Raw genomic sequence first — 14,542 nt, 5'->3', positions numbered from 1 at the left:
TATTATGAACAACATTAATCAACATTGGGAGAGCATTTATTATCACTTACGATACGAATACGAGGACAACCTTTCCCACCAAGCAATTCGTATTTTACAAATCGTTTCTCGTGAGAAAGATATAACAATTGGAAAAGTCGCTACTGAACTTAGTCTTTCTCATAACACAGCGTCTGAACATATAAAACGCCTTATTCAAAAGGGTTTCATCGTTAAAGAGAGAAATAAAAAAGATGAAAGAGTGGTAAACCTTACATTAACAATTGAAGGAATTGAAGGATTAGAAAAACATACTTTACTAGATAAAGAAAAGATAAAAATATTAGAATTACAGTTATCAAAAGAAGAACAACAATTAATTGAAAAAGCATTTTCGTTATTAGCGAAGGAGGCAAAATATGCATTTCCTCGTTAAAGTAATCGTTTCGGCACTTATTATCGGCATTATCACTGAAGTCGCTAAACATTACAGTACGATAGGTGGCTTTATTGCTGCCCTTCCTCTCGTGAGTTTACTTAGTTTATTTTGGATTTCATTCGAAGGCGGAAATAAACAAGAATTGAGTCAATTTGCTTTAGGGGTATTATATGGATTCCCCGCATCAGCACTACTATTATTTATTGTCTATATTGGTTTAAAAAATTCATTTACACTTAGTACATCTGTCCTACTTGGTATAGGTGTTTGGTGTATCGTTTTTGCTTGTCAAAAATTATTTCAAGCTTAGGAGGAATTAACATTCATAAATTTGTAGAAATAATGGGGCAAAATATAGAAGTACATATAAAAGGAGATGGTAAACAAACTGTAGTCATTCAAACTGGAATGACTTGCTCATTTTATGATTGGTTTCCTATTATAGAAAAGCTTTCAGAGCACTTTACAGTTGTTTCATACCATCGCCCAGGTTACGGAAAAAGTGATTTAGGCAATCAGCCGCGTACAATAAGGCAAGTTACAAAAGAGCTACATATGTTACTAAACAAACTAGCTATTCAAGAACCATTTATTCTAATCGGTCATTCCTATGGAGGATTATGTGCACAACATTTTGCGATGTTACATGAAGATAAGCTGCAAGCACTTATTTTAGTTGATTCTACTTCGATGAACTTACACCGTTTAGATGAACTTCATTTACCAATTTCTGATCAAACTGATTCTGATGATGTTTGGTTTCAAAAATATAATATATATTCCAAAATGGATGTAGACACACTTTATAATGAACTAAAACCTATTCTCACCGATCAATCAAAACAGCAAATTGAATTCTCTACCTCGCCTTCATTATATAAAGCGACAGCTTCTGAACTATCGGAGTGGAAAAACTGTGCTCTCTCACTAAAAGAGCTATGTAAAACATTAGAAATACCATTAATCGTTATCGGTAGAGATCCTCAATATTCTATTACTCAATTGACTAATGGCGGCATGCCAAAAGAGGAAGCAATACAACTTGAAGCAATGTGGCAAGAACTAATTCACGAACAATTACACCTCTCAACTAACAACCAATATATTCTTGCCGAACATGCTAGTCACGGTATAGAAAATGATCGACCAGATATTATTATTGAGGCGATTCATTTCTTACAAATAAAAAAAGGAAGCAACTAAAGCTGCTTCCTTACTTATCTATTCATAATCTTCTTCATCATCGATTTCTTCGTAATATGAACTTCCATTACTTACATATATAGGGCCATTCGCAACATCAATACGTAGTACCCACGCCCATGGCACAGCTAAACGTTTATGTATCGCTCGCCAAAAGCTCATTGATTTTCTTTCGTACTCCTGGAACTCCTGAAGTAACTCTTTGTAGGAGGAACCGTCTAACTGAATATTTGCTTCTAACAAACGAGAATGGGCATAGTACTGTAACTCTAGTTCAGCAGCAATTTCCATTTCTTCTTCCGTTGCCATACCAATAATTGTTCCATCTTCTGGTGCAATTTCATATACGTTTTGAACTTCAATAAGCCCTTCTTTCTCTTTCTCAAACATGTAAACAGCCTCCTTTAACATATATTTTTTATGTTACAAAGTCATACTTCTACAATAACTTCTCTCTTTCCTCTTTTTTTGATAAACTTTTACAAAATATTTAACCGATGACCTGTTTTCTCTATTCTTTCAGCAGAAATGAAACGATTTTTATCAAAATTTAATTTATACACATCAGGCATATGAAGTGTTTTCCAAAACTCAAAATCATATTTCGAATTAAAATAATTCATGAGTAATACCATAATATTTCCATGCGTACCTATTACAATATTCTTACCTTCATATTGTTTTAATATATTTTGCATACATATTACAGCGCGCCTTTGTGCGATATCATTCGATTCTCCGCCTTCGTATGCAAAACTCCAATCTTCCCACACATTCTGCATAGCATCATTAAAATTTGATACTGGCTCTGTGCTCAATAATCTTTCACGCAAATCTTCTTCTGTTTGTATTAATAATTTATATGTATTCGCAATTCCTTGTACAGTTTGGATTGCTCTTTTATACGGGCTAGAAATCACAACCTCAATATGTTTATCTTTTAATAAGCGTGTTACATTCTCTGCATCTAAGTACCCTTTTTCAGATAAAGGTCGCTCCCGTTCTTCTTTTGTATAGGTAGAATGGGCATGGCGAACGAAATAGATTGTTGTCATTTATTCATCTCCTTTTTCCGTTTCTACCCAAATTCAATACATTACCATCAAATCCCTTTACCTTTATAATAAGTGCTTTCAAATTTAAATGTTGATTTTCATATTAATAAAAGGGAAACACCCCATATGGTGTTTCCCTCATTTAAAATAGACTACATTCAATTAAATACTTTATCAATTTTATTTCTATCGTATTCTAATATCCAATCATTATATGTATTATAAATATCCCTAATTGTATCAGGAGAGGTAGCTAATACATCACAACCTCTATCATCATAAACGTGAAATATAGTATTCTTGTTAACATTTATAAAATACACCCTATGAAAAATACTCGGTTTTATTCCCATATCTTGATTACAAATTGCTTTTAGCATAGGAATGTATGTAAAGTCAGAGATTTTACATTTCAAAGTATATCTATGTGTTTTATATGCTCCATCTTCATCTTCTTCTGGAAAAACATAAGGGATTGTATTTTTCTGTAACTTAAACAAATCGGACTTCTCTTTGACATACTTAGAAAAGATATTCAATTTCTGTTTGAAAATTTCACCATTTGCATAGTCATTTACATCCACTACAATATAAATATCATCTTTTGTTGAATGTAAAGACTGAAATAAAGTAATCGTCCTTTTATAAACGCCTTCTAAATATAGACAATTTTCATAAATGTTATTACAATCATAGTCCACACCTAATCTAAAACGAATACCAATATCCCAATTATAAAATAGAGGTGGTCTAAGTTCTAAATTCGGAAACGTTTCAAGCATATACTCATTCAACCTCATCTCAATACCTACCTTTAATAGCATGTTGTTTACATAATAAAATTATTTTATTATAATTTATTTCTAAACTCTTCATCTGTTATAGCATCTTGAATAAAATAATTTATATTATTTCTCAGCTTTTGATATACAACTTGATCTTCTATATCGTTAAACATAATTACAACTTCTACTTTATTCCCTTTCTTATCTGTAGTATACAAGCTTTTTGTCAATAGGAATGCGGTAGAACCACCTTTTTGCCCCGCAAATTCTAACTTACTATTATTAACTGTTCCTTTGAAAATATTCTCGATTTCTTCTTGCATTAATTTAGGAAAATAATTTCTACTATTTATTTTTTCCATTATACTCATATAATCTTTAGCGTTTGCACTCACTAATCGATCTGACCAAATTCGCTGAAATTCCATATCTACCTTTAATGGAATTTCACGTTTTTTCCATTCTTCTTCATCTTTCATCCATTCATGAATTTGTAACACATGTTTATTATACTCATCCTTTGACATGTTACGTATCATTTCTAATGATTGATTTTCTGGCTTATGAAGCTCTTTTTCTACATACCCTCTCATATATAGTGAAGCTGTATACGAAGAGAACTTATCATGACTAGTAAGCTCTAACTCTTTTATACTTTCATTTACTCTTTCTATTCCAAGCTTATCTAACAAATATGTTGTATTTGCGTTAGAACTATAATGAATCATTCCTTTAGCGACTTCTTCTAAAGCGATTTGTCCATTTTTCACTAATTCTCTCGCTTTGGCATCTTCTAACCAGTTAGGATGTGCTCCACCATCAGTATCTTTAACGTAATATTTTTCTAGCTCGTGCAATGAAATTTGTTCATCACGACTTATTTTTCCTTCTGACACTTGCTTAGCAAATTCAACTGCTATTACGATTTTTGCCGTACTCGCTAATGGCAATTTTTTATTTTCATTTATAGATGTTAATATCTCACCATTTTTTCTAATCAGTAATGAACATGTCTCATCGTCTTTATGTTCTTTTATATAGGTTAATACGTAATCAGAATCTTTTTTTGACAAATAATACTTCATTATGACAAAGAAAGCTATAATTGCTACTATAATCACTCCTGCAACAATTCCTATAATCTTTAATATGTTCACAATATACCTCCTCTAACAAATTTCCTTCTATATCATAATTATACCGAACTAAATTACAAAATTATACAAAACAGAATAACTCTTCCTACACATAAAGAATTATTATTTTATTTCACACTGTATTGCACGAAAAAATCTCATGAATATGTCTAACATTCACATAACAAAAAAACATGCTTTCATGATGAGAGCATGTTTTGTGATATTCTTTACATTGTTTCGTTAAAAAATTATCTTTTTATTTACCATGATGTAACATTAAATCACTAAGTTCTTCTTCAATGTGATTTAATTTCGCAACGCCTTCTTTCCATTTATGAATATAACGTGAAACCCCAACGAAAAACAAAACAATAATTGTGGAAAGAATAATACCATATACGATTGCTACAGTACTCATAGTTACACTTCCTTATAATTAGTAATGTGGTTATTAGTTATATTTTTATTATAAACCTTTTTCTTTTAAAATACTTCGATTTCAACTTTTTGTAACAAAATTGATTTTTCTAACATTTCGTTCGTAAAAATGGCATATTTTTCACAAATTATACAAAACTTCACCATATGTACTATTACCATATGAGTTATATTATTAAATAGAATAAAGGGGATGATATACTATGACGACTTGGTTTATTGTGATGTTAGTTGTATTTGGAGCATTTAAAATTATCGTTTCTAGCCTTCCTAACACTGTTATTGAATCCATTATTAGCAAGTACGAAACACATCCACAACTTGACGAAGAGAATGTGACTATTACAATTCACGGAAATAACGTAGAAGGCGAAAAGAAATCAAAAATTATTCATGATTTTAACGAAGGTTTATTTTTAGATCGCTATTATGCACCACCCCATAATGAAGGCACTCCTTTAATTATCAATGCAAAACGTGGTAAAAAAGATTTCACATTTTATATTTACAGTCATGAAGAGCATGTTGATGTTGTAAAACAATATAAAAAGAAGGTAGTTGCTTATAGTTTACGCTCTAAAAATCTTCAAAACAGTGATATGTTCGTATCAGCTGATTTGTATAGTGATAATAAAGTTATTGAATTTTGACTAAAAAAGATAAGAGCCTTACTACATTCTATATGCAGCAAGGCTCTTTAAAGTTGTTTCAAATTATATCCATCTGCTTATGTAATGCTTAAAAAATGAATAATAAAGTTGTTTACTTCTTATTAAACTAACGCCCCCGTTAGTTTAAGTGTAACTCTTCACAATTATTTGATATTATATAGATAAATAGAAATATAAATCAGAATTTAGTTTATAGTTATAAAAATAAGTTATTTATACCCTTATAATTCTTCAGAAAGGAGAGTGTATGAAAAAGACTATTGTTTTTGTATTAACGATATTTATATTATTCTCAGGATTCGCAACACAAAGTTATGCGTTGTCAGATTCGAAATCTGTGGCAATACAAGCATTGCTAGATGATGCCTGTCGTACGTCAGGTGTGCCTGGAATGTCACTCTCAATACTTGCTGATGGTGAAGTGTTCTACTTTTCTTCTGGGTATGCAGATCTTGAAAAGGGACTGTCTGCAAGTGAAAATACACTCTATGAGTTGGCCTCGGTGAGTAAAGCTTTTACTGGTATGGGGATTTTGCTATTGGAAGAGCAAGGGCTGCTATCAATGACTGACCCTATCCAAAAATATTTACCTTGGTTTACGTTAAAGTATCAAGGTAAACCTGTTGATATGCAAAACCTTACACTAAATAACTTTCTTCACCATACCAGCGGCCTAACAAATATTAGACATCTTCAAAATATTCCACAAGGTAATACGCCTGATATGTTGCAAAAGACCGTGGAAACGCTGGTAGATGCAGAATTGGCGTTCTCTCCCGGTGAACAATATAACTATGGAACCGTTAATTATGACGTATTGGGTTTGGTTATTGAGATTGTATCACGACAAAGCTATGAAGACTTTATGAAGGAGCAGGTATTTATACCCTTAGGTCTTCACCAGACCTATGTTTATAAAGAAGATGCTCAAGCCACTGGACAGTTAGCACAGGGCTACCGTTCTTCCTTTTTTATAACAACTCCATTTAACGCTCCGGATTATGCTGGGAATAAACCTGCCGGCTATATCATTTCTAATACAAAAGATATGGCGCGTTGGATGGGCATACAGATGGGTATTGTGCAGGACATACCCGAAATATTTCACAGGGCTATCGAAAAATCACATAGGGGTGATATGTCTGTTTCGGCTGTCAATGATATGTATTATGCGGCAGGTTGGTCGGTAAACGCCGAACAAACGTTTATAGAACACACTGGGGGTAATCCAAATTTTAGTACCAAAGTAGCCATACTGCCAAATGAAAGAACAGCCATCTGCTTACTGAGCAACGGCGCAAATACCAATATAAACCTGGTACTAAAAGTTAAAAATATATTAAACGGCAATCTAACTCAGTCATATGAGATAAGCGGCACACAGCTTTTGGACATCATTTTGTCGTCTACCACAATTATTCTTTGCCTATTAGCCGTTCTGTTATTTTTCTTAGGATTAAGAAAAAGGAAAACGAATGAGCAGCAGCCAATGACAAAAAAGAGAACAATCGTAACAATTATTTTCCTAATCGCTACGATTGCCCAGTGTATAATGTTTTTTGCCCTCGATTGGTCAACGATACTTATTTGGCAAACATATAGTGTTCTTACAGCTTTAATTTCGTCAACATTATTAACAGCAAGCATTACTTGGTTTGTATTTACTCACCGATTAGATGCCTCGTTCCGAAAATAAGTATAATGTTAAGTAAATAAATCCTAATTTATCGATATTTTTAATTTAAAAAACAGAAGACACTTCTCCTAGTTAAACCCACTTGCTATTTCTTCCACTAACCTGCCTCGTTAGTAGAAGAAGGATTTTTAAACAACTATATTATTTTTTAAATGACTTTATTGTAAATTAAACAACTTTATTATCTCTGTACATGATTTAGCTTAATACTCATATATAAAAAGGAATCCACGAAATATGGATTCCTTTTTTCTCATTTACTGAAAAATAAGCTCTGTCTTCAAACTATCTTTCGGTAACAACCAGTCTTTTTTCTCTAAACTCCCCATTAATAATTCCCTTTGTTTTGTCGCAATACTTTCTTCATTTGTTTTAAATGACACTTCTATTACGAAGTCATCTTCTAATTTCCCAGTATTACTTAATGGCCAAATTTCAATATTTGCTTTTATGTTTTCAAACTCTCCTGTATATCGCTTCATTAATACAGGACCGTAAATACGGGAATTCTTTAACATCTCTTCTCCCCAATTTGTATACAACCATTTGTTCATTTTCCCTGGTAATTTTTCTATTAACATGTTTTGAGCAGCTTGTTCATTTGGTAAATCAAGTATCCCATATCCTTTAGCACTGTAACTTTTCTTATTTGAAATGCTTAATGTTTTCTTCTCAAATCCCCAATCTATTTCCGCCTCATAACTATCCGTATTACTATCGAATCCTTCTTTTTTAGCTACTTCTAGTGCATCTTGAATTACACCATTTTGAATAGGATATCTTTTTTTATATGTTAGTTCAAAATCTTTACTAAATTCTTTCTTTCGAATTCTAGCAAACCAACCTTCATCACTTAAACTTTTATTTGCAGTATCTAAAAATTGCACTTGTATTCTTTCATATTTTGTACCAGCCTGGAAATGTTCTAGCACCTCTTGCTTCATCTCTTTGTTATAACCTAATACTTGTTCTGGCTTTAATAATAACTTCACTTCAAAACTAGGTTTCATTGGACTAGCAGTAAACCCTTCCTTAACGTTATAAAGGAAACAACAAAAGAAAATGCTTACGAATACAAATACTTTTTTCATATACCTATCCCCTTTGTATTTTAAATGACTTCTATACGTTCCATTGCAAGTGAATATACATTTTCATATCCTGCTGTACTTAGCTTTTGTTGTAATCGATCTGTATCCTCTTTCAAAGCGTGTACTAGCACCGTATGTTCTGGTAATAATGTATTTAACATCTCTTTAACGTCTCTTATACTTTGGTGAACTTTATACGGAACTCGCTTCACCCTACATGTACTCCTTACAGGTTCTTTCATAACTCTTTCTGCAAAACTCCCTTTCGCAATGTGCCCAGTAAAAATAACGGCATTCCGCTTTTCATTCCGAAGCTGTTCATAGCATAACTGTGCTCGTTTCGTTTGCATATTCGCATCACTCATTACAACTATTCCGTAACTATTTTGCATACTAATATCATTATCCATCACTATTATGTTTCTTTTTAAACTCTCCATAATCCATTTAAATTCTTCATTATTTTTTATCCAATCTTTATATACGAACATCTCTTCAAATCCAGCCAAGATTTCTTTATCTACTATAAGCGGAAATTCTTTATATCGTTCATATAAATACAATACTATATCTTGCGCCCTACCAAGTTGTGGCAGCGGTAATAATGCTATTCCTTTATTTTGCATAACTCGTTCAATTTCTGCACATAGATCGTCTAATCTTTCATTTTGCGAAACATCATCTGTGTGATAAGCGGCATCCACAATTGCGACTTTTATATTATGGCCCAATTTCTCAGGTAAATTAGCTCGTAGTATATTAGACTCTGCTGAATAATCGCCTGAATAAAATACGTATGTATTACACATATCAACTAAAAACCAAACAGCTCCCAATACATGCCCACTATATCCCCATTGAAACCGCAATGTAGGAGTAATTTGTACCCATTCATTTGGATTACTAATCTCATCAATACATACATAATTTAAATCTTTTATGTGCTGGTCGCTATAAGGTAAATCCCACCCTTGCATCACATTATAGTTTCTCCATTTTTCATAATATAACGGCAGTTGCTCCTTCGTATAACGAGTCGTCCAAATTTTTTTCTTATAGCCATACTTCGCTAATAAAGGTAAACCCATCGTATGATCTTCATGGATATGTGATAAAAATACCGCATCTAAAAATGGAACAGCTTCTCTCTCTATTTTTGGATAACTATCCTCATAAGATCGATTAATACCACAATCAAATACTATTTTCACCTCTGTATTTTTTACAAAATAGCAGGAGCGACCGTACTCTCCTGCTCCTCCCCACACTTCCACTCTCATCATGCTACCCCTTTTCGCTTTTGCTCCATATGTTGCAGCAGTAATAAGCACATTGTTGTAAGTCCAACAGAAACAACGGCCATCGCCATGCCTATAGATACTTCACCCTGTTCAAATTGAGCAAAAATAAACGTTGCTGACGTTTCTACTGATGGAGGTAATACGAGAAGCGATGCTACTAACTCTCTTATCGAAATTGTAAATGTCATCGCCCATCCAGCAAGAATGCCTGGGATAATAAGAGGCATTATTATTTTTCTAAAAATATAAATATAATTTCCAGAAAAAACACTTCCTGCCTGCATGAGAGAATCATCAATTTGTCCGAGTGATGATTTTACATATTGCACCGTGTAAGGTAAAAACAGAACAACATACGTTACGATAACCATGATTGGTGTATTGTAAATTGACATAGGCATATATGGTGAATTCCAAAATAGAATAAGACCTACAACCATAACGATTCCTGGTACCATATTCGGTAACATACCGCACATATCAAGCCATTTTTCAGAGGTTTTTTTCCCCTTTCGAATCATAAGTGCCAAAAAGACTCCAATCATTACCGCGATAATCGCTGTTACGAGTGAAAAAAGAAAACTATTCCATAAAGCCTCTAATCCCGGAGATCCTATTGTAAACAATGCCTCATAATGGCTTGTTGTAAAGTTATTTACATGTAAACCGCCGCCTCTTAATTTTGACAAAGAAGCAATAAGTATAGAAAAGTATGGAATTCCAATTGATACTATTAATAAACCAATTACATACATCCATGCTACAACGCGCGTAAATATAGACAAAGTATATCTTTTAGATTTCACACCTTTTCCACTAACCATTGCATATGAATACTTTCGATTCAATACATTTTGCATATACCAAATAAGCATACAAGCACTAAGTAATAAAGAAGATAATGCTGTTGCACTACTAAAATCAATTGGCCAACTCGAAATAAATTTATGGATTTCTGATGTTAACACGTGGAATCCTATTCTACGTCCGAATGTAGCCGGTGTTCCAAATTCAGCAATCGTCTTTACGAAAATGAGTAAAGCACCCATTACATAACTTGATACTAATAACGGCAATATTATTTTTCTTAAACGATAGAAAAAACTTCCGCCATGAACTGCTGCAGCTTCTTCTTTACTACTCCCAATCTGAAGTAACGTGTTTTTCAGCATGAAATAAAGGAATGGGAATAAATGCAGACTCATAATTAAGACCATACCTCCTAAACTAAAAAACGATGATGAAACTGTCTTTAGCATCGGAAAAAATTGTTCAAAATAGCCGTTAGGTTGCATGAACAAAATCCAGCCCATTGATCCAATATACGGCGGTGTCATAAATGGAATCATAAAAACAATATCTAACTTACTATACTTTCCTACATCTGTTTTGCTCATAATAAACGCCAATGGAAATGCAAATATTGTAGCTCCTATTACAACGAGTACACCTAGAAGCAGCGAATTCAGAAAAATCCCAGCTAATCCACCACTCTGCATCACTTCAAAAGGCTTTAAAAAGTTCCAACTGCTATTTTCATATATACTAGAAAATAAAATAAGAAAAAGGGGTATGACGATTAACATCGCCACAAGCAATAACGCTACCGTCATTCCAACTTGTCTTACTGATACGAATCGATTTACCATGGAATCACCATCTTATTGAAATACTTTCTTAAATTGTTTTCCTATTTCATCTTGCTCTTTCTCAACTGTTTTCCAATCAATATTTAATACTGGAATCTCTTCTACATTTGGTCTATTTTCAGCTTTTATATCTGTTCTACCAGGCAATAAATACGCTTTAGAAACTTGTTTTTGTACATCATCGGATAATAAATAATCAATAAACTCTTTTGCGCCTTCTACATTTTTACTATCCTTCATAATCCCCGCTGCGCGTGGACTAATAACTGTTCCGCTTTTTGGATATACGATATCAACAGGTTCACCCTTTGCTTTTGCGCTGTACGTCATATAATCAACACCCGCAATTACCATATCTTTCGCACCTGTTACAACTGGGTCTAACGCTTCCTGATTTGCTCCTGCTACTGTAACTTCATTTTTCTTAAGTTGTTCAAATAAATTCCATCCATCTTTTCCATTCTTTTTCACATATCCAGTTACAAAGTCTAAAGCTGAACCTGAAAGTGCTGGATCTGGAAGATTCACTTTTCCTTTCCATTCCCCTTTCGTTATATCGCTCCAATCTTCAGGCGCTGTCTTCACATTTTTTGTATTGTACACAATCCCTAATGCTGAAGCACTATACCCGAAATAATGTCCTTTATCATCTGACCATTCAGAACGCAGCTTATCAGCTTGTTTCGCTTCTTTATAAGCTAACGTTTGACCCTCTTTCTTTAATCCTTCCATCGCTGGTAATGATGCAAGTACGACTACATCAACGACTGGATTTTTCTTTTCAGCTTCCATTCTCGCTAAAATTTTACCAGTTGTCCCTTGAAACATTTCCACCTTTATACCAGTTTTCTTTTCAAAGTCTTTTTGAATTTTTTCTGCTAACCCTTTTGGCCCTGCACTATATACAACAATTTTCTTTTCAGTCGTATTTTTACTTTTTGCATCTGCATTGCCTGTCTTTGAACTACACCCTGTTACTACAGCCGAAAATAATAAAGTACATACAAATAAAGACTTAAGCGAACTGAATTTCTTCATATGATTCTCCCCCTATATGATGAATACATTTTTTGGGCACATATAACGATACTGGTTTACCGATGCTTAATTTACTATTGTGATAAGCTGTCCATATTCCGAGTGCCCCCATGTTTACTTTTATTTCATACCGTTCTCCTACATATGTAACGTGCTTAATTTCACCTGTATACATTTCGCACACTTCATTTTTCGTCCAGCTCACATGCTCTGGACGAACCATTTTTTTACCCTCTACAAGCCAATTCGCCTTACCAACAAATTTGGCAACAAATTTATGAGACGGTTTCACATAAATATCTTCCGGTGTTCCTTTTTGTAATACTTCTCCTTGTTTCATGACAATAATTTGGTCTGACATTGACATTGCTTCTGTTTGGTCGTGAGTGACATACAGTGCAGTTAAATCAATGGAATGAACGATATCCATAAGCTCTATTCTCATTTCTTCTCGCAAAATTGCATCGAGTGCACTTAGCGGTTCATCAAACAAAATAAAATGAGGTTTTGTTACAATTGCTCTAGCGAATGCGACACGTTGTTGCTGTCCACCAGAAAGTTCGTGTGGATACCTTTTCTCCATACCTTGCAGGCGAACTCGCTTTATCGCATCTTCTACTTTTTCTCGCAATTGATTCGTTTGCTTTGTAGCTCTTAAACCAAATGCAACATTTTCAAAAACAGTCATGTGCGGCCATAAAGCAAAATCTTGAAATACCATACCGATATTCCGTTCATGAGGAGATGTCTTTATCTTTTTTGCAGCAGAATACATGCACTGGTCTCCAAAATATATTTCTCCCTTATCCGGTTCTTCAAGCCCTGCTATCATTCTAAGTAAAGTCGTTTTCCCACATCCCGAAGGTCCTAAAAGTGTAGTGAATTCCCCTTGTTTCATTACAATCTGCAACGGCTTTAACGCCTGTATTTTTCCAAATGTCTTTTCTAATCCACTAATTGTAATATCCATTGCTTCACCTCTCTCCCCTCATTCTTAACCTGCTTTCATTCTATATGGAAGATTTATACTGAATGTTAATGTACTGTAAAGATTAAATTAAAAAACTTCTAATAAACTATTTATTTCTATAGATTTTTTCTATAGTTAAAATAAAAAAGGCGGCAATTCATAATGAATCTCTTAAAATTAGAAATTATAGTACTTATTAAGAAATACAAAAAGCTTACAATCGTTGCAGAAAAACTTGGCGTTAAACAACCAACTATTACATTTCATATAAAAAGCTTAGAAGAAGAACTCGGTGTATCTCTATTCGAATTACGTTCTGGAAGGTATTTCTTAACAGAGGCTGGTGAGGCTTTGCACCATTATGCTTGTAAAATAGATGCACTTATGAAAGAAGCTAGACGTGTCACGCAAGAGTTTAAAGATTTTCATAAAGGTGCTATAACAATCGGCGCTAGTTATGTACCAGCGACTTATCTTTTGCCAGAAGTCGTTCATCAATTTCAATGTGAATTTCCCAATATAAAAATAACGCTACTAGTGAAAACAGCCCCTGAAATTCGAATGATGCTACAAAATCACGAAATCGATCTTGGGATAATTTCCGCTGCTCCATTTGATGAACCACTTTTAAAACAAACGAATATAATGCCCGATACACTTGTTCTTGCCTTTTCCAAAGAACATTATTTTTCAAAGAAAGACAATGTATCGTTACAAAATATCGAAAAGGAACGCATACTATTGCATCGTAATCCATCTACAACGAGAGATTTACTTACACAATGGACGTTGGCGCACAACATTACATTCCAATCTGAAATTGAATTAGACTCATTAGAAACGATGAAACAAATTTTAAAATATGGTAATGGAATTGCCTTTATTTCTAAACTTGCTATCGAGCAAGAAATACAACGAAATGAGCTATGCTATATACCAATCCCTGAATTTGAATTTCAGCGTAACATTTATACGATTCATCATGAGGACAGATGGAATTCTAAAATCATTTCTTTTTTACTACAGAGCATCACTTCATTTGCAACAAAAAATTAAAAGGCTGTCATTATGCACGACAGCCTTTCAAA

Annotated in this window: 17 protein-coding genes; 6 read left to right on the top strand and 11 right to left on the bottom strand. The window is 33.5% G+C overall.

Translation table 11 applies throughout. The features are described from left to right. Positions 1-4: 4 nt before the first annotated feature. From BM089_RS04125 to BM089_RS04115, 3 genes are read left to right on the top strand one after another with little or no spacing between them, the layout of a single operon-like run. Positions 5-415 carry a MarR family winged helix-turn-helix transcriptional regulator gene (locus BM089_RS04125; protein ID WP_090976032.1) on the top strand — a complete coding sequence of 137 codons (411 nt, stop codon included), beginning with the start codon at positions 5-7 and terminating at the stop codon, positions 413-415. After that, complete coding sequence (locus tag BM089_RS04120) at positions 399-728, top strand: DUF3147 family protein (RefSeq protein WP_000545616.1); 330 nt, start codon at positions 399-401, stop codon at positions 726-728. The genes BM089_RS04125 and BM089_RS04120 overlap by 17 nt, the downstream gene beginning before the upstream one ends. Continuing rightward, positions 689-1,621, top strand: a complete 933-nt coding sequence (locus tag BM089_RS04115) for an alpha/beta fold hydrolase (protein WP_065483061.1) — start codon at positions 689-691, stop codon at positions 1,619-1,621. The genes BM089_RS04120 and BM089_RS04115 overlap by 40 nt, the downstream gene beginning before the upstream one ends. An 18-nt stretch (positions 1,622-1,639) precedes the next feature. Here BM089_RS04115 and BM089_RS04110 read toward each other — a convergent pair whose 3' ends face one another. From BM089_RS04110 to BM089_RS04085, 6 genes are all read right to left on the bottom strand, one after another. Then, on the bottom strand, positions 1,640-2,011 hold the full coding sequence (locus BM089_RS04110; protein ID WP_000461779.1) for a hypothetical protein: 372 nt from the start codon (positions 2,009-2,011) through the stop codon (positions 1,640-1,642). Positions 2,012-2,100: 89 nt separating this feature from the next. Beyond that, positions 2,101-2,676 (bottom strand): histidine phosphatase family protein, encoded by a 576-nt coding sequence (locus BM089_RS04105; protein WP_090976027.1) that lies wholly within the window; start codon positions 2,674-2,676, stop codon positions 2,101-2,103. A gap of 158 nt (positions 2,677-2,834) precedes the next feature. Further along, positions 2,835-3,458 carry a DUF3885 domain-containing protein gene (locus BM089_RS04100; RefSeq protein WP_065486054.1) on the bottom strand — a complete coding sequence of 208 codons (624 nt, stop codon included), beginning with the start codon at positions 3,456-3,458 and terminating at the stop codon, positions 2,835-2,837. A gap of 68 nt (positions 3,459-3,526) precedes the next feature. Continuing rightward, positions 3,527-4,618 carry a serine hydrolase gene (locus tag BM089_RS04095; RefSeq protein WP_090976025.1) on the bottom strand — a complete coding sequence of 364 codons (1,092 nt, stop codon included), beginning with the start codon at positions 4,616-4,618 and terminating at the stop codon, positions 3,527-3,529. 238 nt (positions 4,619-4,856) lie between these two features. Continuing rightward, complete coding sequence (locus BM089_RS04090) at positions 4,857-5,018, bottom strand: hypothetical protein (RefSeq protein ID WP_000108701.1); 162 nt, start codon at positions 5,016-5,018, stop codon at positions 4,857-4,859. Between the two features lie 65 nt (positions 5,019-5,083). Then, on the bottom strand, positions 5,084-5,200 hold the full coding sequence (locus tag BM089_RS04085; RefSeq protein ID WP_001987133.1) for a hypothetical protein: 117 nt from the start codon (positions 5,198-5,200) through the stop codon (positions 5,084-5,086). 41 nt (positions 5,201-5,241) lie between these two features. Between BM089_RS04085 and BM089_RS04080 the strand changes: the two genes are divergently transcribed. Together BM089_RS04080 and BM089_RS04075 are read left to right on the top strand one after the other, a co-directional pair. Beyond that, on the top strand, positions 5,242-5,688 hold the full coding sequence (locus BM089_RS04080; RefSeq protein ID WP_029441929.1) for a YfmQ family protein: 447 nt from the start codon (positions 5,242-5,244) through the stop codon (positions 5,686-5,688). A 268-nt stretch (positions 5,689-5,956) separates the two neighbouring features. Next, positions 5,957-7,405 carry a serine hydrolase domain-containing protein gene (locus BM089_RS04075; protein WP_090976023.1) on the top strand — a complete coding sequence of 483 codons (1,449 nt, stop codon included), beginning with the start codon at positions 5,957-5,959 and terminating at the stop codon, positions 7,403-7,405. A gap of 257 nt (positions 7,406-7,662) precedes the next feature. Here BM089_RS04075 and BM089_RS04070 read toward each other — a convergent pair whose 3' ends face one another. From BM089_RS04070 to BM089_RS04050, 5 genes are read right to left on the bottom strand one after another with little or no spacing between them, the layout of a single operon-like run. Further along, positions 7,663-8,496 carry a hypothetical protein gene (locus BM089_RS04070; protein ID WP_048565277.1) on the bottom strand — a complete coding sequence of 278 codons (834 nt, stop codon included), beginning with the start codon at positions 8,494-8,496 and terminating at the stop codon, positions 7,663-7,665. A 20-nt stretch (positions 8,497-8,516) separates the two neighbouring features. Beyond that, the gene (locus BM089_RS04065) at positions 8,517-9,779 is read right to left on the bottom strand and encodes an MBL fold metallo-hydrolase (RefSeq protein ID WP_139213202.1); all 1,263 of its coding nucleotides are present in this window, start codon (positions 9,777-9,779) and stop codon (positions 8,517-8,519) included. Further along, positions 9,776-11,446, bottom strand: a complete 1,671-nt coding sequence (locus BM089_RS04060) for an ABC transporter permease (RefSeq protein WP_000248146.1) — start codon at positions 11,444-11,446, stop codon at positions 9,776-9,778. Before BM089_RS04060 ends, BM089_RS04065 begins: the two co-directional genes overlap by 4 nt. Before the next feature lie 12 nt (positions 11,447-11,458). Beyond that, positions 11,459-12,484 carry an ABC transporter substrate-binding protein gene (locus BM089_RS04055; protein WP_000714686.1) on the bottom strand — a complete coding sequence of 342 codons (1,026 nt, stop codon included), beginning with the start codon at positions 12,482-12,484 and terminating at the stop codon, positions 11,459-11,461. Further along, positions 12,462-13,454 (bottom strand): ABC transporter ATP-binding protein, encoded by a 993-nt coding sequence (locus tag BM089_RS04050; RefSeq protein WP_090976019.1) that lies wholly within the window; start codon positions 13,452-13,454, stop codon positions 12,462-12,464. Before BM089_RS04050 ends, BM089_RS04055 begins: the two co-directional genes overlap by 23 nt. Before the next feature lie 162 nt (positions 13,455-13,616). Between BM089_RS04050 and BM089_RS04045 the strand changes: the two genes are divergently transcribed. After that, positions 13,617-14,510, top strand: a complete 894-nt coding sequence (locus BM089_RS04045; protein WP_001050585.1) for a LysR family transcriptional regulator — start codon at positions 13,617-13,619, stop codon at positions 14,508-14,510. The last annotated feature ends 32 nt before the right edge of the window (positions 14,511-14,542 follow it).

The sequence above is a fragment of the Bacillus sp. 5mfcol3.1 genome, from assembly GCF_900114335.1.
Lineage (GTDB): Bacteria > Bacillota > Bacilli > Bacillales > Bacillaceae_G > Bacillus_A > Bacillus_A thuringiensis_S.
The sequence above is the reverse complement of the archived record's forward strand: the minus strand, read 5'-3'. Positions and strand labels throughout refer to the sequence as shown.

What these genes read in the sequence shown, in the direction of transcription:
- BM089_RS04125 (WP_090976032.1), top strand. Translation starts at nt 5, where the DNA reads ATGAACAACATTAATCAACATTGGGAGAGCATTTATTATCACTTACGA.
- BM089_RS04075 (WP_090976023.1), top strand. Translation starts at nt 5,957, where the DNA reads ATGAAAAAGACTATTGTTTTTGTATTAACGATATTTATATTATTCTCA.
- BM089_RS04045 (WP_001050585.1), top strand. Translation starts at nt 13,617, where the DNA reads ATGAATCTCTTAAAATTAGAAATTATAGTACTTATTAAGAAATACAAA.
- BM089_RS04060 (WP_000248146.1), bottom strand. Translation starts at nt 11,446, where the DNA reads ATGGTAAATCGATTCGTATCAGTAAGACAAGTTGGAATGACGGTAGCG.
- BM089_RS04085 (WP_001987133.1), bottom strand. Translation starts at nt 5,200, where the DNA reads ATGGTAATAGTACATATGGTGAAGTTTTGTATAATTTGTGAAAAATAT.
- BM089_RS04105 (WP_090976027.1), bottom strand. Translation starts at nt 2,676, where the DNA reads ATGACAACAATCTATTTCGTTCGCCATGCCCATTCTACCTATACAAAA.
- BM089_RS04050 (WP_090976019.1), bottom strand. Translation starts at nt 13,454, where the DNA reads ATGGATATTACAATTAGTGGATTAGAAAAGACATTTGGAAAAATACAG.
- BM089_RS04070 (WP_048565277.1), bottom strand. Translation starts at nt 8,496, where the DNA reads ATGAAAAAAGTATTTGTATTCGTAAGCATTTTCTTTTGTTGTTTCCTT.
- BM089_RS04080 (WP_029441929.1), top strand. Translation starts at nt 5,242, where the DNA reads ATGACGACTTGGTTTATTGTGATGTTAGTTGTATTTGGAGCATTTAAA.
- BM089_RS04055 (WP_000714686.1), bottom strand. Translation starts at nt 12,484, where the DNA reads ATGAAGAAATTCAGTTCGCTTAAGTCTTTATTTGTATGTACTTTATTA.
- BM089_RS04120 (WP_000545616.1), top strand. Translation starts at nt 399, where the DNA reads ATGCATTTCCTCGTTAAAGTAATCGTTTCGGCACTTATTATCGGCATT.
- BM089_RS04090 (WP_000108701.1), bottom strand. Translation starts at nt 5,018, where the DNA reads ATGAGTACTGTAGCAATCGTATATGGTATTATTCTTTCCACAATTATT.
- BM089_RS04065 (WP_139213202.1), bottom strand. Translation starts at nt 9,779, where the DNA reads ATGATGAGAGTGGAAGTGTGGGGAGGAGCAGGAGAGTACGGTCGCTCC.
- BM089_RS04100 (WP_065486054.1), bottom strand. Translation starts at nt 3,458, where the DNA reads ATGCTTGAAACGTTTCCGAATTTAGAACTTAGACCACCTCTATTTTAT.
- BM089_RS04110 (WP_000461779.1), bottom strand. Translation starts at nt 2,011, where the DNA reads ATGTTTGAGAAAGAGAAAGAAGGGCTTATTGAAGTTCAAAACGTATAT.